This is a genomic window from Streptomyces sp. NPDC127190 (assembly GCF_042672505.1).
GTDB lineage: Bacteria > Actinomycetota > Actinomycetes > Streptomycetales > Streptomycetaceae > Streptomyces.
On the sequence record NZ_JBHXVE010000004.1, the window covers coordinates 437,801 to 462,664 of the forward strand.

Below are 24,864 nucleotides of genomic sequence, written 5' to 3' on the forward strand. Positions count from 1 at the left end.
TGAGACCTGCCCAGCCGTATTATACGAGTTCCGGTTCACCCCCCCCACGCGCGCCACCCGGTACCCATTATCCTGGACCGCCCGCTGCAGTTTTATGGCGACATATCGCGCCCTGGGGGTGTTTTCACACCGGCTGGAAACCGCCGTAACCCGCCGGCCCCGGCGTCGCGCTCCGCACCCGGCCCTCAGCCGCGCCCCAGCGCCCGTTCCACCTCGATCTCGATCACCACGCGTGACGGATTCGGCGACGGCGTGCGCTCGTACCGCTCGGCGTACCGCCGCTCCGCCTCCGCTATCCGCTCCGGCTCGGTGCGTACGGCCGCCCGCCCCTCCAGCGTGGCCCAGCGCCGCCCGTCGACCTGGCACACCGCCACCCGCGCCCCCTCGGCGCCGGCCGCGCGGACATGGGCCGCCTTCGCGCTCGACTTGTTGGTGATCACCCGGGCCAGCCCCGCCACCGGGTCGTAGGTCACGCCCACCGGCACCACGTGCGGGCTGCCGTCGGGACGCAGGGTCGTCAGGGTGCACAGGTGCCGTTCCCGCCAGAAGGCGAGGTACGGCTCGTCCGGCGCGGCCGGATCCACGGAGTAGGAGTGTGAGGCCATGGCCGAAAACCTAGCCTCCCCGGGCTTGAGCGGAATAGACTCAACTTTGTGTACGCTGGCTAAGTCAGGAATGAGCTGAGTCAGGAATGGCCGGGTTGTCGAGGAGGAGTACGCGACCGTGGACGCCGAGCTGACCAACAGGAGCCGGGATGCGATCAACGCGGCGAGCAGCCGTGCCGTGACCGAGGGGCACCCGGACCTCACCCCCGCTCACCTGCTGCTGGCTCTGCTCCAGGGGCAGGACAACGAGAACATCACCGACCTGCTCGCCGCCGTCGACGCCGACCAGGCCGCCGTACGCGCGGGCGCGGAGAAGCTGCTGGCCGCGCTGCCCAGTGTGACCGGATCCACCGTTGCGCCGCCGCAGCCCAACCGTGAGCTGCTGGCCGTGCTCGCCGACGCCGGGGCCCGCGCCAAGGACCTCGGCGACGCCTACCTGTCCACCGAGCACCTGCTCATCGGGCTCGCGGCCAAGGGCGGCGCGGCCGGTGAGCTGCTCACGGCGCAGGGCGCCGATGCGAAGAAGCTGCTGGAGGCCTTCCGGAAGGCCAGGGGAGGACGCCGCGTGACCACCGCCGACCCGGAGGGCCAGTACAAGGCCCTGGAGAAGTTCGGCACCGACTTCACCGCCGCCGCCCGCGAGGGCCGCCTGGACCCGGTCATCGGCCGGGACCAGGAGATCCGGCGGGTCGTGCAGGTGCTGAGCCGCCGTACCAAGAACAACCCCGTGCTCATCGGCGAGCCGGGCGTCGGCAAGACCGCCGTGGTCGAGGGCCTCGCCCAGCGGATCGTCAAGGGTGACGTGCCGGAGTCCCTCAAGGACAAGCGGCTCGTGGCGCTCGACCTCGGCGCGATGGTCGCCGGTGCCAAGTACCGCGGCGAGTTCGAGGAGCGGCTGAAGGCCGTGCTCGCCGAGATCAAGGACTCCGACGGGCAGATCATCACCTTCATCGACGAGCTGCACACCGTCGTCGGGGCCGGCGCCGGCGGCGATTCGGCCATGGACGCGGGCAACATGCTCAAGCCCATGCTCGCCCGCGGTGAGCTGCGCATGGTCGGCGCGACCACCCTGGACGAGTACCGGGAGCGGATCGAGAAGGACCCGGCGCTGGAGCGGCGCTTCCAGCAGGTGCTGGTCGCCGAGCCCACCGTCGAGGACACCATCGCGATCCTGCGCGGTCTGAAGGGCCGGTACGAGGCGCACCACAAGGTGCAGATCGCGGACAGCGCGCTGGTGGCCGCCGCCACCCTCTCCGACCGGTACATCACCTCCCGCTTCCTGCCCGACAAGGCGATCGACCTGGTGGACGAGTCGGCCTCCCGGCTGCGCATGGAGATCGACTCCTCGCCGGTGGAGATCGACGAACTCCAGCGCGCCGTCGACCGGCTGAAGATGGAGGAGCTGGCGATCGGCAAGGAGACCGACCCGGCCTCCCGGGAGCGGCTGGAGAAGCTGCGCCGCGATCTCGCGGACAAGGAGGAGGAGCTGCGCGGGCTCACCGCCCGCTGGGAGAAGGAGAAGCAGTCCCTCAACCGGGTCGGCGAGCTGAAGGAGAAGCTGGACGACCTGCGCGGCCAGGCCGAACGCGCCCAGCGCGACGGCGACTTCGACACCGCCGCCAAGCTGCTGTACGGCGAGATCCCCACCCTGGAGAAGGAACTCCAGGCCGCCTCCGCCGCCGAGGAGCAGGCCGCCCGGGACACCATGGTCAAGGACGAGGTCGGCGCCGACGACATCGCCGACGTCGTCGCCGCCTGGACCGGCATCCCGGCCGGCCGGCTGATGGAGGGCGAGACGCAGAAGCTGCTGCGCATGGAGGAGGAGATCGGCCGGCGGCTCATCGGGCAGAGCGAGGCCGTGCGGGCGGTCAGCGACGCCGTACGCCGCTCGCGTGCCGGTATCGCCGACCCCGACCGGCCCACCGGCTCCTTCCTCTTCCTCGGCCCGACCGGCGTCGGCAAGACCGAACTCGCCAAGGCGCTCGCCGACTTCCTCTTCGACGACGAGCGGGCCATGGTCCGCATCGACATGTCGGAGTACGGCGAGAAGCACAGCGTGGCCCGGCTGGTCGGCGCCCCTCCCGGCTATGTGGGCTACGAGGAGGGCGGTCAGCTGACGGAGGCGGTGCGCCGCCGCCCGTACTCGGTGGTCCTCCTGGACGAGGTGGAGAAGGCGCACCCCGAGGTCTTCGACATCCTGCTCCAGGTGCTGGACGACGGCCGCCTGACCGACGGTCAGGGCCGTACGGTCGACTTCCGCAACACGATCCTCGTCCTCACCTCCAACCTGGGCAGTCAGTACCTGGTCGACCCGCTCACCAGCGAGACGGAGAAGCGGGAGCAGGTGCTGGAGACCGTCCGGGCCTCCTTCAAGCCGGAGTTCCTCAACCGGCTGGACGACCTGGTGGTCTTCTCCGCGCTGACCAAGCCCGAGCTGGAGCGGATCGCGCAGCTCCAGATCGACCGGCTGGGCAGGCGGCTGGCCGAGCGCCGGCTCGCCCTGGAGATCACCCCCGAGGCGCTGGCCTGGCTCGCCGAGGAGGGCCTGGACCCGGCGTACGGCGCCCGTCCGCTGCGCCGGCTGGTGCAGACCTCGATCGGCGACCGGCTCGCCAAGGAGATCCTGTCCGGCGAGATCAAGGACGGCGACACGGTCCGCGTCGACCGCTTCGGCGACGGCCTGCTGGTCGGCCCGGCCACCGGCAAGACGCTGTAGCCGGCCCGCGCGCCGGCCGACCGCCGCACCCCGGGTGCCCGAGCGCCCGGGGTGCGGCGGTCACACCGTGAAGGCGGAGAAGCGGACCCGTGCGGTGGCGGGCCCCTCGTACGTCACGGAGATCTGTACGGCGTTCGCATCGACGCCCTGCGGCGCGGTGGCATCGGTGTTCATGTCCACGCAGAAGTCCACCGGACCCGAGACCTCCGGGGCACAGACGTCGGTCCTGGGCTTCGGCGCGTGCGGATAGGTGTGCCGCAGCCACGCCCAGACGTCCGCCCGGGGCATCCGGAAGTCGGCGTCGTAGCTGGTGTCCTGCCACGCCTGCACCGTGCACCGGGGCTCGTACGCCCGCTGCGGCAGCCGCGCCCCGCCGAAGGCCAGCGCCTCGGCGCACGACACCTTTTCCGGACCCCCGCCCAGTGGGTAGTCGGAGTTCATGGCCCGCACCACGATCGCGGCCCCCCAGGCCACCACCAGCGCGGGCAGCGCCAGCACCGCCACGACCGGCCACCAGCGGGTCCGGCCCTGTCTCGCAGTCCCGCCCATCAGGCCCCCTCGGCTCGCCTCCGCCCGGCAGCCGGAAATCATGTCAGCTGTCAGCCAATGGCGGACAGGCGGGCGTCGGGGCTTGCCTCCCCCCTCCCCGGATGGGGGAGGATGGCGGAATCCACCATGAAGGGAAAAACACGGTGAGCATCGACCCGTCCTCCATTCCGAACTTCGGGGGCCAGCCCGAGCCGCAGCCCCAGGGACCGGCCGGCCCCGTCCTCCCGGACCAGGACCTCGTGAAGCAGCTCCTCGACCAGATGGAGCTGAAGTACGTCGTTGACGAGGAGGGTGACCTCGCGGCGCCGTGGGAGCAGTTCCGCACCTACTTCATGTTCCGCGGAGAGGCCGAGCAGGCCGTCTTCTCGGTGCGGACCTTCTACGACCGCCCGCACAAGATCGACGAGAAGCACCAGCTGCTCGAGTCCATCGACGACTGGAACCGCCGCACCCTGTGGCCGAAGGTGTACACCCACACCCACGACGACGGCACCGTCCGTCTCATCGGCGAGGCCCAGATGCTGATCGGCACGGGCGTCGACATCAACCACTTCGTCTCCTCCACGGTCAGCTGGGTGCGGGCCGCGATCGAGTTCGACAAGTGGCTGGTCGAGCAGCTCGGCCTGGAACAGGACGTCAACGAGGCGGACCAGCCCGGTGACGACGAGGGCGACGAGCGCACCGGCGAATAGCGCCCTCCCTCACAGCGGCACCCGCGCGTACACCAGCAGGTACGCGCCGTAGGCATAGCCGAGCCCGGCCAGGGCCGCGATCACCACGGTCGCGTGCCAGGGCCGGGCTCGCGCGGTGCGGGCGAGCGCTCCGGCGAGCGGCAGGAGCAGGGGAAACGCGGGCAGCAGGAACCGTGGCTTGGACTCGAAGAAGCCCGAGCCGCCGAGCGCGATCAGCAGCAGCACCCCGCTGTAGACCAGCAGCGGCAGCGGCACGCGCTCCAGCAGCAGCAGCGCGTACAGCAGCACGCTCCCGGCCACGATCAGCAAGACCACCGGGGCGGTGAACCGGCTGCCGTGCAGCAGCATGCGCCGGACGACCAGCAGCGCGCCGTGCGCGAAGTCGAACTGCGACCCCCAGCGCCGCTGCACGTCGAAATAGCCGCCCAGCAGATCGTGCCGGCACCGGCCGACCCACAGGACGTACGCCGTCCAGCCCAGCGGGGCGAGCGCCGCGCCCGTCCACAGCCTGTGGGAAACCCGGCCGCGCCGCCGCCACACCGTGCAGCCGGCCGTGGCCAGGACGGCGGCGGCGACCGCGACCCCGTTCGGCCGGGCCAGCCCCGCGAGCGCCGCCAGCGCCCCCGCCCACACCCAGCGACCGGTCAGCAGCGCGTACAGGGCCCAGGCGGCGAGCGCGGTCAGCACCGGTTCGGTGTACGCCATCGACAGCACCACCGAGTGCGGCAGCAGCCCCCACAGCAGGACCAGCGCCAGCCCCGCCGACCGCCCGTACAGCAGGGTGCCGACCAGATGGATCCCGGCGGCGGCGACGGCGGCCGCGACCCAGGACACCAGCAGCCCGGCGCCGCCCCCGCTGACCGGCAGCAGCGCGGTCAGCGCCCGCACCAGCGCCGGGTACAGCGGGAAGAAGGCCAGGTCGCTGTGGAGACCCGGGTCGTGCGAGGGCAGGTCGTGGCCGTAGCCGTGCGCGGCGATCCCGACGTACCAGACCGAGTCCCAGGACCGGCCGAGCAGCGCGAGCGGATGCCGGCCGGCGGCATGCGCGACGAGCGCGACCAGGGCCACGCCGGTCAGCCGCACCCCGAGGAACAGCCCCACGGCGACTCCGCTCGCGCGGACGGGGAAGGACCGGGTGCGCTCACCGGGCGCCGCGACGGGCGGGGCGAGGAGGGTGCTGGCATGACTCACATCTCCGCACCATGCAAGGCCCGGCCCGCCGACGCGAGCAGGCGGGGGCCGAGCGGCCCCCGGGTTCACCTGTGTCGCGTACGGCAGCGGGTCCGGGAGCGCCCCAGCCGGAAGGGGAGGGGGTCCCGTGACGACGTCGACCGCAGAGCGGTCTTCAGCCGATGCGCGTCCCCGCGCCGCTGACTCGGACGCGCGGGTCACCCGCGTGCAGCGTCACCGTGAGCTCGCCGGGGCGGCCCAGGTCCTCGCCCTGGTACAGGGTGAGGACGGCGTCCTCGGGAACCAGGCCGAGCTCACGGGCGTACGCGCCGAACGCGGCGGCCGCGGCGCCGGTTGCCGGGTCCTCGACGACGCCGCCGACGGGGAACGGGTCACGGACGTGAAAGACGGTGGCCGACTCCCGCCACACCAACTGGACCGTGGTCAGGTCCAGGCGGTGCATCAGGGCTTCGAGGCGCGCGAAGTCGTACGCGAGACGGGCGAGGCGCTCGCGCGTCGCCGCCGCGAGAACGAGATGGCGGGCGCCGGCGAACGCGATCCGGGGCGGGAAGGCCGGGTCGAGATCGGCGGCTGGCCAGTCCAGCGCGGCGAGCGCCTCCGCGAGGTCGGCGTCGGCGATCTCCTCGATGTGCGGCACGACACTGGTGAGCGTGGCCCTGACCGTCCCGCCCTCCTCGGTCACCTCCACCGGCACCGTGCCGGCGCGCGTCGCGAAGACCAGCTTCCCCGGGCCTGTCCGCTCGGCGAGCGCGACGGCGGTCGCTACCGTGGCGTGCCCGCAGAACGGCACCTCGGCCTTGGGGCTGAAGTAGCGGATGCTGTACGCCCGCCCCTCCTGGCCGCCGAGGCTCTCCGGGGGCGCGGTCAGGAACGCGGACTCCGAGTACCCCAGGTCGCCGGCGATGGCCAGCATGTCGCTGTCGTCCAGGCCGGTGGCATCCAGAACGACGCCGGCGGGGTTTCCGCCTTCGGGGTCGCTGGAGAAGGCGGTGTATCGCAGCACCTCGGGCCGCGGCGCATTCGTGGTCATGTCCGCGGCAACAGGGGCCGGTCCGCGGCTATTCCAGCGCAGCGGCTCCGGGGGCTCACATGGCGCGCAGCCGCCCGGCCGCTTCCCGGAGGACTTCCTCCCGCTTGCAGAACGCGAACCGCACGAACGGCGCCCCCGCCTCCCGGTCGTCGTAGAAGACCGCGTTGGGGATGGCCACCACCCCGGCCCGCTCCGGCAGCGCGCGGCAGAAGGCGAAGCCGTCCTTCTCGCCGAGCGGGCGGACGTCGGTGGTGATGAAGTACGTGCCGGCCGGCCGGAAGACCTCGAAGCCCGCCGCCGTCAGCCCCTCCGCGAGGATGTCCCGGCGGGCCTGCATGGACCGGCGGAACTCCGCGAAGTAGGAGTCGGGCAGCGCGAGCGCCTCGGCCACCGCGTACTGGAAGGGCCCGGCGGAGACGTACGTCAGGAACTGCTTGACCGAACGGACCGCGGCGACCAGCTCGGGCGCGGCCGTCACCCAGCCGACCTTCCAGCCGGTGAAGGAGAACGTCTTCCCGGCCGAGCCGATGGTCACCGTCCGCTCCCGCATCCCCGGGAACGCGGCGAGCGGGAGGTGCTCGGCGCCGTCGAAGACCAGGTGCTCGTACACCTCGTCCGTCACCACCAGCAGCTCCCGCTCCACCGCCAGCTCGGCGATCGCGGCCAGCTCCGCCCGGGTGAGGACCGTGCCGGTCGGGTTGTGCGGGGTGTTGATCAGCAGCAGCCGGGTGCGGTCGGTGACGGCGGACCGCAGCTCGTCCAGGTCCAGCCGGAACGCCCCCTCGTGCGGGCGCAGGGTGACCGGCACCCGGGTGCCGCCCGCCAGCGCGATGCTCGCCGCGTAGGAGTCGTAGTACGGCTCCAGGGCGACGACCTCGTCACCCGGCTCGACCAGCGCCAGCAGCGCGGCCGCGATGGCCTCCGTGGCGCCCGCCGTGACCAGCACCTCGCGGTCCGGGTCGTACGACAGCCCGTACCGGCGCAGCTGGTGCGCGGCGATCGCGGTACGCAGCTCCGGGATGCCGGGCCCCGGCGGGTACTGGTTCCCGTGGCCCTCCCGCAGCGCCCGTACGGCGGCCTCCCGGACCTCCTCCGGTCCGTCGGTGTCCGGGAAGCCCTGGCCCAGGTTGATCGCCCCGGTGGCCAGCGCGAGCGCGGACATCTCGGCGAAGATCGTCGTCCCGAACGCGGCGAGCCGACGGTTCAGGTAGGGGCGCGCGGTGGAGGTCATGCGGGCCATCCTGCGCCCAAGCTCTGGAGTTCCTCAACTCCGCTTTGGCGGGTCGGGCGGACGGGCATCCCCCGTGCACCGGGGCCCCGTCGGGGCCGTCCGGGGGGAACCGGAAACTCGGGGGAAGAGAAAGAAGGTGACGCCCATGGGCGACATCGTGATCGTCGTCGTGGCGGTGGTCGTGGTCCTGTGCGCGCAGATCCTGGGGTCGGCTGCGAAGAGGGCGAGGCGGGGCAAGGGGCTGGGGGGCTCGCGGTCCCGGCGGTCGTCCGGAGGGTGGTCCTCGAGGTCCTCGGGGTCCTCGAGGTCCTCGGACGGGTACGACAGCGGTGGCAGCTGGTGGGCCGGGAGCGGTGACTCGGGTTCGTCCGGTGGTCACAGCGGTCACAGCGGCGGTCACCACGGCGGCGGCCACCACTCCTGCGGCGGGGGTCACTCGTGCGGCGGCCACTCCTCCTGCGGCGGCGGTTCGTCGTGCGGTGGCGGTTCGTCGTGCGGTGGCGGCAGCTGACGGAGGGACGGCGGACCGTCCGGGAGAGGGCGGCGTCGACAGGGGGCGGTTTCGGCGGGGGACGGCTTCCGCAGGGGATGGTTTCGGCCGCCGCCGGCGCTCGCCGGAGGGAGGGGATCCGGCGGGCGCCCGGCCCGGATGTTCGCGCGCCCGGCGCACGCCGTGGTTGAACAGTTGAGCTGGGGAGCCCTCTGAGGGATGGAAACCCTACGAAGTTGGGTAAAAACGCTGTGGGGGCTGCACTGTTCATGATTCCCTCTAAATCGCCAACGCAGCCCCCCGGACGTCCCACAGACTCCTGACCCCGGCCGGGCCGACTGGGCTGACATGGCCGAACTCCCCCTCATCGCGTGTTAGCGGAGCCGATCCATGCTCACGACCCTGAACACCTCCTACACCGATACGCGCGCCGCCGACCTCGCCTGGGCCCTGGGGCGCGAGCCGTTGCCCGCGCTCGCCACCCTCGATCTCGAACTCACCGGCGCGAGACTCCAGTTGAGACTGCTCGGCGCCTCCCACCAGGTGCTCCTGGACGAGGAGCGGGGCAGTTGCTCGGAGACGGTCGCCTGCATCCCCGGCTCCAGCACCCCGCTGCCCCTGGGTGTCGCCAAGCGCGTCGGCGACTGGGAGTACGAGTTCGCGGCCCGCGTCGAGGTGCTCACGCCCGGCTCGTTCGCCGGCCGCGCCCAGGAGTTGCTGGCCCTCGTCTCCGACCATCCGCACGGCCTCGCCGGGGTCTTCCCCGGCAGCCCGCACGCCTTCACGGCGATGCTGGCCCAGCGGTACGAGGGCCAGGTGCACTGGCGCACCTGGCACGCCTACCCGCAGGACGGCCAGTTGGTGGCGACCCGCACCCGCGTGGGCGTCCGGGGGTCGGCGGGGAAGCCGGACCATGAGGACCGGCCTGAGCGAATCCTTGCGCCATAAACCTTTGGGGCGTCAACTGCCCCCAGATCCACACGTGTGGGTGACAAAGCGTGCCGCGTATGTGACGTAACGTCGCAGAGTGATCGAACCGCACGCCCCTGCACCCCCGGGCTGCCCGCCGTCCTGGACAGCCGCCGCCCGGCTGCCCGTCCGGCCCGGTACCGGGCGGTTCCTGGTCCTCGTGTGCGTCTTCGTCTGCGCGGCCTGCGGACTCGTGTACGAGCTGGAACTCGTCGCGTTCGCCTCGTACTTGATCGGCGACTCGGTCACCCAGGCCTCCGTCGTGCTGTCCGTGATGGTGTTCGCCATGGGTATCGGCTCCCTCGGCGCCAAACGGCTGCGCTGGCACGCGGCCGCCGGTTTCGGCGCGGTCGAGTCGGCCCTGGCGCTGGTCGGCGGGTGCAGCGCGATGGCGCTGTACGCCGTGTTCGCCTGGACCGGCGGCTGGGGCGGGCTGTGGGCCGAGGGCCCGCGCTGGCTGCTGGTCGCCTTCTCGCTCGCCATCGGTCTGCTGATCGGCGCCGAGGTCCCGCTGCTGATGGAGCTGATCCAGCGGATCCGCCGGCAGGACGCCGGGGGCGCGGTGGCCGACCTGTTCGCCGCGGACTACGTGGGCGCCCTCGTCGGCGGGCTCGCCTTTCCCTTCCTCCTGCTGCCCTTCTTCGGCCAGTTGACCGGCGCCCTGCTCACCGGCACGGTCAACGTGGTGGCGGGCGGCGCCCTGGTGCTCGGCCTGTTCCGCCGCGACCTCACCCGCCGGGCCCGCTGCACCCTGTTCGTCGCCGGCCTCACCGTGCTCGGTGTCCTCGCCGCCGCCGCCGCCCTCGCCGGCGACTTCGAACGGGCCGCCCGGCACGCGGTGTACGGCGAGGACGTCCGGGTGGCCGTGCAGACCGACGTCCAGGAGGTGGTGCTGACCGGCGGCACCCACGGCAGGCCGCTCGACCTCTTCCTCGACGGCCGGCTGCGGGTCGGCGGCGGCGACGAGCCCTGCTACCACGAGGCCCTGGTCCATCCCGCGCTCTCCGGCGGCCCGCACGCGCGTGTGCTGATCCTCGGCGGCGGTGACGGCCTGGCCGCCCGTGAGGCGCTGCGCCACCGCGGGGTGCGCCGCGTCGACATCGTCGACCTCGACCCCGCCCTGATCCGGCTGGCCCGCCACGACCCCGGCCTGTCCGCCGCCAACGGCCACGCCTACGCCGACCCGCGCGTGCACGCCGGCCCGGCCGACGCCCTCGGCTGGCTGCGGGGGGCGCGGGCCGCGTCGTACGACGTCGTGATCGCCGATCTGCCCGATCCCGGGATCACCGCCAGCACCAAGCTGTACTCGCAGGAGTTCTACGGCCTGGCCCGCCGCGTCCTCGCGCCCGGCGGCCGGCTCGTCGTCCACGCGGGCTCGGTCACCACCCGCCCCCGGGTCTTCTGGACGGTCGCCGCGACCCTCCGCGCGGCCGGCTTCTCCGTCTCCCCCTACCGGGTCCTCGGCCACGACTCCGGGTTCCCGTCCGGCCCCGACCGCTCGGCCGCCACCTCCCGCGCCCCGCACGACTGGGGGTACCTCCTGGCCGCCCCCGGACCCACGCCACCGCCGCTGCGGCTGGACCCTGGGAGCCCGCGTCCCCGGACCCTCACCCAGCCCTCCCTGACCGCGGACGGGGAGGCGGCGCAGCGCACGAGGATCCCGGACCTGCCCGCGTCGACGCTGGTGCATCCGCGGTACTGAGCCGGGTCCGGAGCGGCCCGGCCAGCACGGCAGGGTGAGATCCGGCCATGACTGGGTAGGCTCACCGACCATGGAGCACCAGGTCTTCACCCCGGTTCCGGCCGAGCGGCTCAGGGCCGCCCTCGCCGACCCCGCCAGGGTCGCCCGGGCCGTCCCCGGCTTCCAGCAGGACCCCGGTGCCACGCCCCTCACCGGCCGGCTGAAGCTGCGCGTCGGCGGCCACTCCGTCACCTATCGGGGCGCGGCCCGCATCGCCGCCCGGCCGGACGGCACCTACCGGGTCGAGGCCGAGGCCGGCGAAGCCCGCGGCACCGGCTCGGTCGAACTCGCCGTCACCCTGCGCCTGGCCGACACCGACGGCGGCACCACGGTCACCGCCTCCGGCACGGCAACCGTGACCGGCCGCCTCACGGAACTCCCCCAGGAAGCGGTGACCTCGGCGACCACCCGCCTCCTGACCCGCTTCCTGCACGCCCTGTCCGAGGCCCCGGACACTCCGACCAGCGACACGTCGGGCGCCGACGCTCCGGAAGCGGAGGTTCCGGCCGTCGACGCCGAGGCCTCGTTCGACCCCGCTGACGACCACCTCTCCGTCTTCGACGCCGAGATTCCCCCGCCCGCCCTGGCCGCGGAGGCCGATGCCGACGACGCGTTCGAGGCGGGGCAGGAAGGCCAGGAGGACGAGGAGGACGGGGTGGATGACGGGGAGGTGGACGAGGCGGAGCTGGAGGACCGTCTCTCCGGTGTGTTCGCCGACTCCGGTGAGCCCCCCGCCGAGGCCGCGCACGCCCGCCGCACCATGATCGGCCGCAGCGCCGAGGAGGTCGACCACGCCCCGCCCCGCGGCCGCTACGCCCCCGTACCGGCCCCCCAGACCGTCGCGGGCAACCCGGCCCTGCGCTGGGCGGCCCCCGCGGCGGCACTGGCCCTGGCCTCGGCGATCGTCGTCGGCCGGGCCCTGCGCAAACGCCACTGAACGCGACGACGGTCCGGGCCGCCCCAGTAGGGTCGTCCCGTGAGTGACGAAGACATCACGCTGACAGCAGGCGACGCGGAGGTACGCGTCAGCCACACCAACGGCGGCCGGATCAGCGGACTCAAGGTCGGCTCCCTCGAACTGCTCCGCCAGGGGCCCCGCTACGGCTGCTTCCCGATGGTGCCCTGGTGCGGCCGGATCCGTGACGGCCGCTTCCTGGACGGCGCCACGGTCCGCCAGATGCCGCTCAACTCCCCGCCGCACGCCATCCACGGCACGGCCCGCGACGGCGCCTGGCGCACCGCCCGCGTCACCGCCGACGAGGCGGTGATCACCTGCGAACTGGCCGACCCCTGGCCGCACCCCGGCCGCGTCACCCAGGTCGTCACGCTCGCCGAGGACAGCCTGACGCTGACGATGTCCGTGGAGGCGTACGACGACTCCTTCCCGGCGCAGATCGGCTGGCACCCCTGGTTCAACCGCACCCTCGACGGCGCGGACGTCTCCCTCGGCTTCGAGCCCGCCTGGCAGGAGGAGCGCGGCGCCGACCATCTGCCCACCGGCAACCGGATCGACCCCGAGCCCGGCCCCTGGGACGACTGCTTCGGCATGCCCGGCGGCGTCGACGTCACCCTCACCTGGCCCGGCCGGCTGGAGCTGAAGGTGGCCAGCCGGGAGGAATGGGTGGTCGTCTACGACGAGCAGGCCGAGGCGGTGTGCGTGGAGCCGCAGACCGGCCCGCCCAACGGGCTCAACACCCTGCCGCGCCTGGTCACGCCGCTGGAGCCGCTGGAGGCCAGCACCACCTGGAGCTGGCGCCGCATCTAAGCTGGTCGGCATGACGGATGTACGTGGCGCGCTGTTGCAGCAGATCAAGGACAAGGCCGTGGTGCACGGCAAGGTGACCCTCTCCTCGGGTCTGGAGGCCGACTACTACGTCGACCTGCGCCGCATCACCCTCGACGGCGAGGCCGCCCCGCTGGTCGGGCAGGTGCTCCTCGATCTCACCGCGGACCTGGAGTTCGACGCGGTGGGCGGGCTCACCATGGGCGCCGACCCGGTCGCGGCGGCCATGCTGCACGCCGCCGCCGCGCGCGGGAAGAAGCTCGACGCGTTCGTCGTCCGCAAGGCGGCGAAGGCGCACGGTCTCCAGCGTCGCGTGGAGGGCCCGGAGATCGCCGGCCGCCGGGTGCTGGTGGTCGAGGACACCTCCACCACCGGCGGCTCCCCGCTCACCGCCGTCGAGGCCGTGCGCGAGGCCGGTGCCGAGGTCGTCGCCGTCGCCACGATCGTGGACCGGGCGACCGGCGCCGCCGAGAAGATCGAGGCCGGCGCGGGTGTTCCGTACCGGTTCGCCTTCTCGAAGGATGAACTGGGTCTGGACTGACCCGGCGGTATGACCTGGACTTGTCCGGGCCGACCGCCGGACAGGGGCCACCAGCCCGGTCTGGAAAGATGGGGACGACGATGACGTCACCCCCAAGGTCTAGGTCAGGGCCGTAACGCAGCAAAGCCAACCCGCAACACAAGGAGCGGACAGATGCCCATCGCAACCCCCGAGGTCTACAACGAGATGCTCGACCGGGCGAAGGCAGGCAAGTTCGCCTACCCGGCCATCAACGTCACCTCGACCCAGACCCTGCACGCCGCCCTGCGCGGCTTCGCGGAGGCCGAGAGCGACGGCATCGTCCAGATCTCCACGGGTGGCGCCGAGTTCCTGGGCGGCCAGTACAGCAAGGACATGGTGACCGGCGCGGTCGCGCTCGCCGAGTTCGCGCACATCGTCGCCGAGAAGTACCCGGTCAACATCGCCCTGCACACCGACCACTGCCCGAAGGACAAGCTCGACGGGTACGTCCGCCCGCTCCTCGCGATCTCCGAGGAGCGCGTGAAGGCCGGCCGGAACCCGCTCTTCCAGTCGCACATGTGGGACGGCTCGGCGGAGACCCTCGCCGACAACCTCTCCATCGCCCAGGAGCTGCTGGAGCGCGCCCGCGCCGCCAAGATCATCCTCGAGGTGGAGATCACCCCGACCGGTGGCGAGGAGGACGGCGTCTCGCACGAGATCAACGACTCCCTGTACACCACGGTCGACGACGCGATCCGCACCGCGGAGGCCCTGGGCCTCGGCGAGAAGGGCCGCTACCTGCTGGCCGCCTCCTTCGGCAACGTCCACGGCGTGTACAAGCCGGGCAACGTCGTGCTCCGCCCCGAGCTGCTGAAGGAGCTGAACGAGGGCGTCGCCGCTCGCTTCGGCAAGGACGCCCCCTTCGACTTCGTCTTCCACGGCGGCTCCGGCTCCACCGAGCAGGAGATCCTCACCGCGCTGGAGAACGGCGTCGTGAAGATGAACATCGACACCGACACCCAGTACGCCTTCACCCGTCCGGTCGCCGACCACATGTTCCGGAACTACGACGGCGTCCTGAAGGTCGACGGCGAGGTCGGCAACAAGAAGACCTACGACCCGCGCACCTGGGGCAAGCTGGCCGAGGCGGGCATGGCCGCGCGCGTCGTCGAGGCCACGCAGAACCTGCGCTCGGCGGGCAACAAGATCAAGTAACCGCCGTACGGCGTTCCCAGCGGGCCCGGCAGCCGGTCATCGGCGCCGGGCCCGCTGTATACCTGGAGAGTGCCGAACGTCCGGCTGGCCTCCCCCCAGGGCAAGTGGATCCTGCTGACCACGGTCCTGGGTTCCAGCATGGCCCTGCTGGACTCGACCGTCGTCAACGTGGCGCTCCCGAGCATCGGCCGCGACCTGGGCGCCGACCTCGCCGCCCTCCAGTGGACCGTCAACGCGTACATGGTCACGCTGGCCGGGCTGATCCTGCTCGGCGGCTCCCTCGGCGACCGCTACGGCCGGCGCAGGATCTTCGTCCTCGGGGTCGTGTGGTTCGCGGCCGCATCGCTGCTGTGCGGCCTGTCCCCGACCTCCGGGGTGCTGATCGCGGCCCGCGCGCTGCAAGGCGTCGGCGGCGCCCTCCTCACCCCCGGCTCCCTCGCCCTCATCCAGGCCTCCTTCCACCCCGACGACCGGGGCCGGGCGGTCGGCCTGTGGTCCGGCTTCGGCGGGATCGGCGCGGCCGTGGGCCCCTTCCTGGGCGGCTGGCTGGTGGCCGGGCCCGGCTGGCGGTGGGTGTTCCTGCTGAACGTGCCGCTGGCGCTGCTGTGCGTCCCGGTCGCCGTACGGCACGTCCCCGAGTCCGCCGACGAGAACGCCCGGGGCCGCTTCGACGTGCTCGGTGCCGTCCTCGGCGCCCTCGCGCTGGCCCTGCTGACCTACGCCCTGATCGAGGCCCGGAGCGGCTCCCTGGTGGTGCTGCTGAGCGCGGCAGCGGGCCTGGCCGCCGCGGTGGCCTTCGTCCACGTCGAGAGGCACCGGCCCGATCCCATGGTGCCGCCGGCCATCTTCGCCTCCCGGCAGTTCACGGCGGTCAACCTGGTCACCCTGTGCGTGTACGCGGCCTTCGGCGGCTTCTTCTTCCTCGTCGCCCTCCAGCTCCAGGTGGTGTCGGGCTACTCCCCGCTGGCCGCCGGTACGGCGCTGCTGCCCATCACGGTCGTGATGCTGCTGTTCTCCGCCCGCTCGGGGGCCCTGGCCGACCGCATCGGCCCGCGGCTGCCGCTGACCGTCGGCCCGCTGCTGTGCGCCGCCGCGATGCCGCTGATGCTGCGCGTGGGCCCGGACGCGCGGTACGCCACCGACGTGCTGCCCGCCCTGCTGGTCATGGCCGCCGGCATGGTCACCCTCGTCGCCCCGCTCACCGCCACGGTCCTCGCCTCCGTCGACACCGCCCGGGCGGGCCTGGCCAGCGGTATCAACAACGCGGCGGCCCGGGCGGCAGGCCTGGTGGCCGTCGCCGCCCTGCCCCTGCTGTCCGGGATGGGCCCGGAGGCGTACCGGTCGGCGACGGCGTTCGACGCGGCCTTCGACCGGGCGATGCTGATCTGCGCGGTGGTGCTGCTGCTGGGCTCGGCCCTGTCCTTCACCCTGATCCGCCGCCTCCCTCCGGACTGCCACCACCCGGAATGCAGGGTCCACAGCTGTGTGACGGCTCCGCCGCTGGAGGGTGAGGGCGGGGAGGACGCCGAGGGCGCGGGCGAGGAGGAGGGGCAGGGGCAGGGACGGGGTGAGGGGCGTGGGTAGGTGCGGCCGGGTGGTGGGCCGGTCGCGCAGTTCCCCGCGCCCCTTACGGGGCAGCAGCCCCGCCCGTGTCCACCGCCGTACGCCAGACTGGACCCCATGACGATTCACGAGAACCTGCTCGGCGGCCCGCCCCCCACCCACCTCCCCGAGGAGCCGGAGCCCCGCGACCTCCTCGCCCAGGGCACCCCGTCCGCGGACGTCGCCGCGAAGTACCCCACCTCCTCGCTCGCCTGGGCCCAGCTGGCCGACGAGGCGTTCGAGCGCGGCGCGGTCGTGGAGTCGTACGCCTACGCCCGTACCGGCTACCACCGCGGCCTCGACGCGCTGCGCCGCAACGGCTGGAAGGGCCACGGCCCGGTCCCCTGGGAGCACGAGCCGAACCGCGGCTTCCTGCGCGCCCTGCACGCCCTCGCCCGCGCCGCCCAGTCCATCGGCGAGCAGGAGGAGTACGAGCGCTGCACGCAGTTCCTGAAGGACTCCTCGCCGACGGCGGCCCAGACCCTGGGCTGACCCCGGCATCCCCTACGGGAGGGACAGGTGTGGCCCGTCTGGCAGCAGACGGGCCTTGCCGTATCCGTGCCGATTGCGGAGGATTCCGGGTGGGGACCGGGGCCCCCGTGCCGGAATCGGCAGGGGCGGACCGCTACCCGGAGTAACAACAGGAGACAGCGATGTCCCAACAGGCTCACCCCCTTCCCGAGGCCGAGCCCGAGACCCCGCATCTCGACTTCGCCGGTACGACGCCGTACGAGGACTACGTCAAGGCGGACGTGCTCACCCACCTCCAGCACACCCTCTCCGACGATCCCGGAGAGATGGTCTTCCTGGTGACGACCCAGGTCATGGAGCTGTGGTTCACCGTCATCGTGCACGAGTGGGAGACCGCGGCGAACGCCCTGCGCTCGGACGACGTACCGACCGCGATCGCCGCGCTGAAGCGCTCCGTCCGCGAGCTGGAGGCCCTGAACGCCTCCTGGACGCCGCTCGGCCAGCTCACCCCGGCGCAGTTCAACTCGTACCGCAGCGCCCTCGGCGAGGGCTCCGGCTTCCAGTCGGCGATGTACCGCCGCATGGAGTTCCTGCTCGGCGAGAAGTCCGCCTCCATGCTCGTACCGCACCGCGGCGCCCCGCGCGTCCACGCCGAGCTGGAGAAGGCGCTGCACGAGCCCAGCCTGTACGACGAGGTCGTACGGCTCCTCGCGCGCCGCGGCCACGCCATCCCCGACAGCCTGCTGCACCGTGACGTCTCCCGGCGCTACGAGCCCTCCGACGCGGTCGAACAGGCCTGGGCCGCCGTCTACTCGGGCGACCAGAACGCCGAACTCGCCCGGCTCGGCGAGGCGTTGACCGACGTCGCCGAGCTGGTGTGGCGCTGGCGCAACGACCACCTGGTCGCCACCCGCCGCGCGATGGGCGCCAAGCCCGGCACCGGCGGCTCGGCCGGCGTGGCCTGGCTGGAGAAGCGCGCCCGCAAGAACGTGTTCCCCGAGCTGTGGACGGCGAGGTCCCATGTCTGAGCTGGCGATGCAGGCGGAGAAGCTGGACGCGGCGGACGAACTGGCCCCGCTGCGGTCCCGCTTCCACCTCGACGAGGGCGTCTATCTGGACGGCAACTCGCTGGGCGCGCTCCCGGCGCACGTCCCCGACCGGGTCGCGGACGTCGTCCGCCGCCAGTGGGGCGAGCTGCGCATCCGCTCCTGGGAGGAGAGCGGCTGGTGGACGGCGCCGGAGCGGATCGGCGACCGGATCGCCCCGCTGGTCGGCGCGGCCCCGGGCCAGATCGTGGTCGGCGACTCGACCAGCGTCAACGTCTTCAAGGCCCTGGTGGCGGCGGTCCGCATGGCGGGCGAGGACCGTACCGAGATCCTGGTCGACGCGACGACCTTCCCCACGGACGGCTACATCGCCGAGTCCGCCGCCCGGCTGACCGGCCGCACCCTGCGCCCGGTGACCCCGGCCGAGGTGCCGGACGCGCTGACCGGCCGTACCGCAGCGGTCCTGCTCAACCACGTCGACTACCGCACCGGCCGGCTCCACGATCTGCCGTCCCTGACGGCGGCCGTGCACGCCGCGGGCGCCCTCGCCGTGTGGGACCTGTGCCACAGCGCGGGCGCGCTGCCGGTGGGCCTGGACGAGCACGGGGTCGACCTGGCGGTCGGCTGCACCTACAAGTACCTGAACGGCGGCCCGGGTTCACCGGCGTACCTCTACGTCCGCCAGGAGCTCCAGCCCCGCTTCGACTCCCCGCTGCCCGGCTGGAACTCGCACGCCGACCCCTTCGGCATGGACCCGTCCTACGCCCCGGCGCCGGGCGCGCTGCGCGGCCGGGTCGGCACCCCGGACATCCTCTCCATGCTGGCCCTGGAGGCGGCCCTGGACGTCTGGGAGGGCGTCTCCGTCACCGCGGTCCGCGCCAAGTCCCTCGCCCTGACGGACTTCTTCCTGCGGTGCGTGTCCGCGTACACGGAACCCGGACGGGTGGAGAACCTGACGCCGGTGCCGCACGGGCAGCGGGGCAGCCAGGTGGCCCTGCGCTGCGCGGACGCCGGTGAGGTGATGCGGCGCCTGATCGCCCGGGGCGTGGTGGGCGACTTCCGCCATCCCGACGTGCTCCGCTTCGGCTTCACGCCCCTGTACGTGGGCTTCGCGGACGTGGAACGGGCGGCCAGGGCGCTGGCCGAGGAACTGGTCCGGCAGCCGGAGTAGGACCGCTGTGGGCCACCGGGCCGGGCAGCCCGCGGGCGCCCGGTGGCCCACAGAACCGTTTTGCCCTCACCGAGCGTGACATCCCCATGTCCGCGCACGTCACCGGCCTGATACGGTCCCGCCAACGGTGCACAGCCGCCACGCGACCGCCACACCCTGACGACGTGTCACCGACGGGTCGCCGACGTTCTGTCGGCGTTCCATCGACGTTCCATCGCTGAGAGGTTGGAGCATGCCGGACGACGCAGCAGCAGCCCGCGCCGCCGCCGAGGAGGAGTCGGCCTTCTCGCACGCCCCGGTCGATCCCGACGTCACCGTCGCGTACGGCACACACCCCGACCAGGTGATCGACTTCTACGCCCCGCGCACCGCTGCGGCCGCGCCCGCGCCGCTGGTGGTGGTCCTGCACGGCGGCGCCTGGCGCGCCCGCTACGACCGCCGCCACATCACCCCCTTCGCGGACTACCTGGCCCGCCGGGGCTTCGCGGTGGCCAACGTCGAGTACCGGCGCGGCGGCGACTCCCCGATCCCGGGACAGAACACGGGCAACTCCCCGAACGCGGGGGACGCCACCCCGCCCGCCGGCCGCTGGCCCGACACCTTCGACGATGTCGCGGCGGCTCTGGACGCCCTGCCGGACCTGGTCCGCGCGGCGCTCCCGCAGGCCGACGTCCGCCGCACGGTGCTGACCGGCCACTCCGCGGGCGGCCATCTGGCCCTGTGGGCGGCGGCCCGGCATGTGCTTCCCGCGGACTCCCCGTGGCGCACGGACCGCCCGGCTCCGCTGCGCGGGGTGGTGGCCCTGGCCCCGATCGCCGACTTCGAGGTGGCCGAGAAGCTGGACGTCTGCGGCAATGCGTCGCTGCAACTCCTCGGCGGTACGGCCCACTTCGCGGCCCGCCGCCCCTATGCCGACCCCGCCCTCCTCCTTCCGACCGGCATCGCGACGACGCTGGTGCAGGGCCGTAGGGACCTGGTGGTGCCGCAGGCGGTGGCGGAGTCGTACGTCGATGCCGGCGCGAGGGCGGGGGAGATGGCGGGCCTGACGCTGCTGGAGGACGTGGGTCACTTCCCGCTGATCGACCCGGCGGCGGACGCGTGTGCGGTGGTGGCGGAGGAGATCGCTCAACTGGCGTGGTGAGCGGTGGGGTTGAGTGGGGCTGAGGGGGCTTGAGGGTGCCGGGTGTGACCCGTAGGGCGGTACCCGGGGGATACCCGTAGTACCTGAGAGCTACCCCGCAGGACAGCTCCCTGGCGGGACGCCGACGACGGGTCCCGATTTCTAACTTCCTTCCTGGAGCAGCCCGATGGCCGGGCGTCCCGAAAGGAAGCCACCCATGGGCGACCCGCGCACACTCCAGCCGCCGACAGCTCATCCCGAGGGCAACCTGCGCCCGCAGCCGCGGACGTCGCTCGCATGCGCCGACGGTGACCTGCGCCCGGACACGGCGAACCCGCAGCCGCCGACGGTGGGTTCGCCCCACAGGGGCCACTCACACTTGACGACGAAAGCTGCCCACCCCCATCCCCGCCGCCACCCCTGGCACCGCCCCCTCCTCGCCACACTCCTCACCGCCGCCATAGCCATCCCCCTCTCCGCCGCCGCGCTCCCCCCGATCCCGTCCCCCACCCCCGCACACCTCCCCCCACTCACCCCCACCACCCTCGCCGCCACCTACGACGCCAACCGGGCCAACGCCACCGAGGCCGCCCGTATGGCCGCCGCCGACGGCGACGAACACCGCGCAGCCGCCGACGCCTCCCTGGCCTCCCCCACCCGCCACCTCCTCAGCTTCGACGGCCGCGGCCCCGGACAGGCCACCGAGGCCCTCGGCGACCTCCTCCACGCCGACCGCGTCGCGATCCTGGTCCCCGGCTCGGACACCTCCCTCGACACCTACGCCCGCTTCCACACGGCGGCCGCGTCCCTCTACCGGCAACTGACGGCCACCCCGGCCACTCCCGGCCACCGCGCCGCCGTCATCGCCTGGCTCGGCTACCGCACCCCGGGCACCGTCAGCTCCACCGTCACCACCACCACCCGCGCCGACGAAGCCGCCCCCCGCCTCCGCTCCTTCGTCCGCCGACTGCGCACCCTCACCCCGCCCCACACCCGCATCTCCCTCCTCTGCCACTCCTACGGCTCGGTGGTCTGCGGCCGGGCCGCCCCCGGCGTGGACGCCGACGACATCGCTCTGATCGGCAGCCCCGGCACCGGCGCGGACTCGGTGTCCGCCCTGCACACCAACGCCCGGATCTGGGCGGCCCGCGGCAGCGACGACTGGGTGGCACACGTCCCGCACCGCCGCGCCCGCCTCCTCGGCACCACCGTCGGCTTCGGCACCGACCCGGTCTCCCGCGCCTTCGGCGCCCGGGTCTTCGACGCCGCCGACGCCGGCCACAGCGGCTACTTCACCCCGGGCTCGACCGCCCTCGCCAACCTGGCCCGGATCACCCTCGGCGAGACCGCGGAGGTCACCCATGCCTGACCGGCCGACCGGTGCCACCCGCCCACCGCTCACCACCCCGCGCCCGTTCCGCGTCCTGCGCGCGATCCGCGAGGGAGCCGAGCGCGTCGACAGGGCCACCCCCGCCGGCCGCGACCGGGCGATCGACGCCCTGCGCGCCCTCGCGATCCTCGGCGTGGTCCTGGGCCACTGGCTGGTGACGGCCCTGGTCGCGACGGACGGCGGCCTGCACACCGCCAGCCCCCTCCAGCATCTGCCCCGGCTGGCCCCGGTCTCCTGGCTCTTCCAGACCCTGGCCGTGTTCTTCCTGGTCGGCGGCCATGTCGCGACCCGCGGCCTGGCAGCCGCCCGCACGCGAGGCGAGACCTACGCCGTCTGGCTGCGCGCCCGGCTGACCCGGCTGCTGCGCCCGGTGGCCGCCCTGCTGTGCCTGTGGACGGTGACGGCCACCATCCTGCTCCTCACCGGCGTTCCGTTCGGCACCATCCACACGCTGCTGAAACTGGCGCTGTCCCCGCTGTGGTTCCTTCTGGTCTTCGCCGCGCTGACGGCCGCCACCCCGCTCGTCGCCCGCCTCCACCCCCTCTGGCCGCTCGCGGTCGTCCTGCACGTGGACGTCCTCCGCTTCGGCCTGCACCTCGGCCCGTCCTGGCTCGCCTGGGTGAACGTGGCCGCGGGCTGGCTGGTGCCGTACACCCTGGGCGCGGCCTGGGCCCGGGGCGAGCTGAGCACGCGCCGCTCGGCCTGGGTCCTCCTCCTCGGCGGTACGACGGCCACGGCCGCCCTGGTGCTCGTCGCGGGCTACCCGGCGTCCATGGTCGGCGTCCCCGGCGCGAGGATCTCCAACCTGGACCCGCCGACCCTGGCGGCCGTCACCTTCGGCCTCGCCCAGTGCGGGCTGGCCCTGCTGCTGCGCGACCGCCTCCGCCGGGCGACGGCCCGCCCGCTCGCCTGGGCGGCGACAGTGTTCGTGAACCTCTCCGCGATGACGATCTACCTCTGGCACCAGACGGCGATGATGGCCACCACCGTCACCGCCCTGCCGGCCGGCCGCCTGCCCGGCCTGCACACCTCGCCCGACTCCCTGACCTGGGTGGCCCAGCGGCTGGCCTGGCTCCCCGTCTTCGCGCTGGCCCTGCTCCTCGCCCGAGCGGCCTTCCGCCACCACGAACAGGGGACTCGGCGCCCCCGGAACCGCACGTCACGCGTGCTGCACCGGCACTTCCCTCCCGCGAAGTCCCCGCACCATGCCTAGAGTTACCGACGTGACGCCCGCGGCCCCCCAAGACCCCACCCCGGGGCCCTCGCCCACCCCGGCGCCCCCCGCCGAAGGGCCCGCGAGCCGTGGCCAAGCCCTGCGCGCCTGGCTCGGCGCGTCCCCCTCCCCGCACTCGCCCCCCTTCTCCCGCCACCGCTGGGTGCGCCTGCTCACCTACCTCGTCACCGTCTACATCGCGCTGGCCCTCGCCCTCGGCGGCGGCTCGGAGATCACGGACACCTACCGCCTCGCCGCCCCCACCGCCTTCCTCCTCGCCTCGCTCCAGGCCGCCGCCGTCGTCCTGGCCCTCTGGCGCCCCGTCCCCGCGTGGGTGCTCTCCCTGGCCGACGCCGTGGCCACCGCCCTCCTCGCCCGATCCCATCTGGAGTCGGTTCCCGGCCAGGGCCCCGAATGGCCGTGGGCCACCCCCGCCCTCCAGGCGCACATGGCCGTGTTCCTCCTCCTGGCCCTGCGCGTCCGTGTCCGCGGCACCCTCGGCGCGCTCGCCGCGACCGCCCTGCTGACCTGGGTCCTCCAGACCTGCCTGAACACGGGCCACTCCTCAGGGACGGGCTTCGTCGCCGTCCTTCTCTTCGCCGTCGCCGTCCTCGTCGGCACCGTTCTGCGCAGCCGCAGCGAGGTCCGTACCCAGCTGGTCCAGCAGACGACGATCACCGCGGAGGAGCGCGCCCGCCGCACCCTCCTGGAGGAGCGCAGCCGGATCGCCCGCGAGCTGCACGACGTGGTCGCCCACCACATGTCGGTGATCTCCATCCAGGCCCAGGTCGCCCCGCACCTGGTGGAGAACCCCTCCGAGGAACTGAAGGAGAACCTGGCCGGCATCCGCAACAACGCCCTGGAGGCGCTGACGGAGCTGCGCCGGGTGCTGGGCGTGCTGCGTTCCGAGCAGCCGGACGACCCGAGCGCCCCCGACGCCCCGCAGCCGAACCTCGCCCGGCTGGACGCGCTGCTGGAGAACACCAGGGCGGCCGGTCTGCACGTGGAGAAGCTGGTGGTCGGGGAGGAGCGCAGCTATCCGCCCGGAGTGGAGCTGTCGGCGTACCGGATCATCCAGGAGGCGCTGAGCAACGTCCTGCGGCACGCGCCGGGCGCCGGGGCCCGCGTGGAGATCGACCATCTGCCCGACGGCATCTTCCTGAGCATCATCAACGGCCGCCCCCGGTATCGCGTCCTGCCGTCCCCCGGCAGCGGCCACGGTCTGCTGGGCATCCGGGAGCGCGCGGCCATGCTGGGCGGACACGTCACCACGACCTCGACCGTGCAGGGCGGCTTCATGGTGACGGCCTTCCTGCCCCGCGCGGGCACCCCCGTGGCCGGCCACCCCCCGACAGGAGACGGAACCCCATGACGAGCGGCTTGACGAGCAGCGTGACGAGTGGCGTCGGCACCATCCGGGTCCTCATCGCCGACGACCAGCAGATGGTCCGGCAGGGCTTCACGGTGCTGCTCAACACCCAGCCGGACATCGAGGTGATCGGGCAGGCGGTGGACGGCCGCGACGCGATCGCGAAGTCCGCCGAACTGGCTCCGGACGTCGTACTGATGGACATCCGGATGCCCGAACTCGGCGGCATCGAGGCGACCGAACGCATCACCGCCGACCAACCCGCCGTCAAGGTGCTGGTGCTGACGACGTTCGACCTGGACGAGTACGTGTACGACGCGCTCCGGGCCGGCGCCTCGGGCTTCCTGCTGAAGGACGCCTCCGCGGAGCAACTGGCCGAGGCGGTACGGGTGGTGGCCGCGGGCGACGCCCTGCTCGCCCCCGGTGTCACCCGCCGTCTCATCGCCGAGTTCGCCCGGCTGAACGGCAGCCCGCGCTCCCCGCTGAAGCAGCGCGTCGGCGACCTCACCGAGCGGGAGACGGAGGTGCTGGCGCTGATCGCCCAGGGCCTGACGAACGCGGAGATCGCCGAGCGGCTGGTCGTCGCCGAGCAGACCGTGAAGACCCATGTCGGCCGGATCCTGATAAAGCTGGGCCTACGCGACCGCACCCAGGCGGCAATCTTCGCCTACGAATCCGGCGTGATCCGCCCCGGCAGCGCCCGCTGAGCATTCGCGACAGGCAGCCGACCGTTTCCCGGGCGACCCGTAGTACCTGAGAGGGACCTTC

The 24,864-nt window shown here is 73.2% G+C and carries 22 protein-coding genes; 17 read left to right on the forward strand and 5 right to left on the reverse strand.

The genetic code is table 11. The annotated features are described in order from the left end of the window. Positions 1–185: 185 nt before the first annotated feature. A complete protein-coding gene (locus ACFVIU_RS10090) occupies positions 186–605 on the reverse strand; it encodes a pyridoxamine 5'-phosphate oxidase family protein (RefSeq protein WP_385841771.1) in 420 nt (139 codons plus the stop codon). Between the two features lie 118 nt (positions 606–723). Between ACFVIU_RS10090 and clpB the strand changes: the two genes are divergently transcribed. Beyond that, on the forward strand, positions 724–3,321 hold the full coding sequence (clpB, locus tag ACFVIU_RS10095; protein ID WP_385841772.1) for an ATP-dependent chaperone ClpB: 2,598 nt from the start codon (positions 724–726) through the stop codon (positions 3,319–3,321). A 60-nt stretch (positions 3,322–3,381) separates the two neighbouring features. On the opposite strand, the gene ACFVIU_RS10100 is transcribed toward clpB, so the two are convergent. Beyond that, a complete protein-coding gene (locus tag ACFVIU_RS10100) occupies positions 3,382–3,870 on the reverse strand; it encodes a hypothetical protein (RefSeq protein ID WP_385841773.1) in 489 nt (162 codons plus the stop codon). Positions 3,871–4,013: 143 nt separating this feature from the next. Here ACFVIU_RS10100 and ACFVIU_RS10105 point away from each other — a divergent pair, with 143 nt between their 5' ends. After that, positions 4,014–4,562 (forward strand): YbjN domain-containing protein, encoded by a 549-nt coding sequence (locus ACFVIU_RS10105; protein ID WP_385841774.1) that lies wholly within the window; start codon positions 4,014–4,016, stop codon positions 4,560–4,562. 9 nt (positions 4,563–4,571) lie between these two features. Here the strand turns inward: ACFVIU_RS10105 and ACFVIU_RS10110 are convergent, their stop codons facing one another. The 3 genes from ACFVIU_RS10110 to ACFVIU_RS10120 all read right to left on the reverse strand — a co-directional run bounded on the left by ACFVIU_RS10110 (position 4,572) and on the right by ACFVIU_RS10120 (position 8,023). Then, on the reverse strand, positions 4,572–5,753 hold the full coding sequence (locus tag ACFVIU_RS10110; protein ID WP_385841775.1) for a mannosyltransferase family protein: 1,182 nt from the start codon (positions 5,751–5,753) through the stop codon (positions 4,572–4,574). A gap of 154 nt (positions 5,754–5,907) precedes the next feature. Next, on the reverse strand, positions 5,908–6,783 hold the full coding sequence (locus ACFVIU_RS10115; protein ID WP_385841776.1) for a PhzF family phenazine biosynthesis protein: 876 nt from the start codon (positions 6,781–6,783) through the stop codon (positions 5,908–5,910). A 55-nt stretch (positions 6,784–6,838) separates the two neighbouring features. Beyond that, entirely contained in the window at positions 6,839–8,023 is a 1,185-nt protein-coding gene (locus tag ACFVIU_RS10120) for a pyridoxal phosphate-dependent aminotransferase (RefSeq protein ID WP_385841777.1), read from the reverse strand. Positions 8,024–8,894: 871 nt separating this feature from the next. On the opposite strand from ACFVIU_RS10120, the gene ACFVIU_RS10125 reads away from it, so the two are divergent. The 15 genes from ACFVIU_RS10125 to ACFVIU_RS10195 all read left to right on the forward strand — a co-directional run bounded on the left by ACFVIU_RS10125 (position 8,895) and on the right by ACFVIU_RS10195 (position 24,803). Continuing rightward, positions 8,895–9,452, forward strand: a complete 558-nt coding sequence (locus tag ACFVIU_RS10125) for a DUF2617 family protein (RefSeq protein ID WP_385841778.1) — start codon at positions 8,895–8,897, stop codon at positions 9,450–9,452. 79 nt (positions 9,453–9,531) lie between these two features. Then, on the forward strand, positions 9,532–11,175 hold the full coding sequence (locus ACFVIU_RS10130) for a polyamine aminopropyltransferase (protein ID WP_385841779.1): 1,644 nt from the start codon (positions 9,532–9,534) through the stop codon (positions 11,173–11,175). Between the two features lie 70 nt (positions 11,176–11,245). Further along, positions 11,246–12,151: an SRPBCC domain-containing protein gene (locus ACFVIU_RS10135; protein ID WP_385841780.1), complete on the forward strand. Its 906-nt coding sequence runs from the start codon at positions 11,246–11,248 to the stop codon at positions 12,149–12,151. A 39-nt stretch (positions 12,152–12,190) separates the two neighbouring features. Further along, positions 12,191–12,979 (forward strand): aldose 1-epimerase, encoded by a 789-nt coding sequence (locus tag ACFVIU_RS10140; protein WP_385841781.1) that lies wholly within the window; start codon positions 12,191–12,193, stop codon positions 12,977–12,979. A gap of 10 nt (positions 12,980–12,989) precedes the next feature. After that, positions 12,990–13,538, forward strand: a complete 549-nt coding sequence (gene pyrE, locus ACFVIU_RS10145) for an orotate phosphoribosyltransferase (protein WP_031172616.1) — start codon at positions 12,990–12,992, stop codon at positions 13,536–13,538. Positions 13,539–13,691: 153 nt separating this feature from the next. Continuing rightward, the gene (gene fbaA / locus ACFVIU_RS10150; protein WP_385841782.1) at positions 13,692–14,714 is read left to right on the forward strand and encodes a class II fructose-bisphosphate aldolase; all 1,023 of its coding nucleotides are present in this window, start codon (positions 13,692–13,694) and stop codon (positions 14,712–14,714) included. A gap of 69 nt (positions 14,715–14,783) precedes the next feature. Further along, entirely contained in the window at positions 14,784–16,298 is a 1,515-nt protein-coding gene (locus tag ACFVIU_RS10155; protein ID WP_385841783.1) for an MFS transporter, read from the forward strand. Between the two features lie 96 nt (positions 16,299–16,394). Next, positions 16,395–16,808, forward strand: coding sequence for a DUF3151 domain-containing protein (locus ACFVIU_RS10160; protein WP_385841784.1), 414 nt, complete (start codon positions 16,395–16,397; stop codon positions 16,806–16,808). 161 nt (positions 16,809–16,969) lie between these two features. Continuing rightward, positions 16,970–17,815: a tryptophan 2,3-dioxygenase family protein gene (locus tag ACFVIU_RS10165; protein WP_385841785.1), complete on the forward strand. Its 846-nt coding sequence runs from the start codon at positions 16,970–16,972 to the stop codon at positions 17,813–17,815. After that, complete coding sequence (gene kynU / locus ACFVIU_RS10170) at positions 17,808–19,004, forward strand: kynureninase (protein ID WP_385841786.1); 1,197 nt, start codon at positions 17,808–17,810, stop codon at positions 19,002–19,004. Before ACFVIU_RS10165 ends, kynU begins: the two co-directional genes overlap by 8 nt. Positions 19,005–19,236: 232 nt before the next feature. Beyond that, on the forward strand, positions 19,237–20,145 hold the full coding sequence (locus tag ACFVIU_RS10175) for an alpha/beta hydrolase family protein (protein ID WP_385841787.1): 909 nt from the start codon (positions 19,237–19,239) through the stop codon (positions 20,143–20,145). Positions 20,146–20,503: 358 nt separating this feature from the next. Next, positions 20,504–21,493, forward strand: coding sequence for an alpha/beta hydrolase (locus tag ACFVIU_RS10180; protein WP_385841788.1), 990 nt, complete (start codon positions 20,504–20,506; stop codon positions 21,491–21,493). After that, positions 21,486–22,727, forward strand: a complete 1,242-nt coding sequence (locus ACFVIU_RS10185) for an acyltransferase (protein WP_385841789.1) — start codon at positions 21,486–21,488, stop codon at positions 22,725–22,727. Before ACFVIU_RS10180 ends, ACFVIU_RS10185 begins: the two co-directional genes overlap by 8 nt. Beyond that, entirely contained in the window at positions 22,720–24,099 is a 1,380-nt protein-coding gene (locus tag ACFVIU_RS10190) for a sensor histidine kinase (protein WP_385841790.1), read from the forward strand. The genes ACFVIU_RS10185 and ACFVIU_RS10190 overlap by 8 nt, the downstream gene beginning before the upstream one ends. Continuing rightward, positions 24,096–24,803, forward strand: a complete 708-nt coding sequence (locus ACFVIU_RS10195) for a response regulator (protein WP_385841791.1) — start codon at positions 24,096–24,098, stop codon at positions 24,801–24,803. The genes ACFVIU_RS10190 and ACFVIU_RS10195 overlap by 4 nt, the downstream gene beginning before the upstream one ends. The last annotated feature ends 61 nt before the right edge of the window (positions 24,804–24,864 follow it).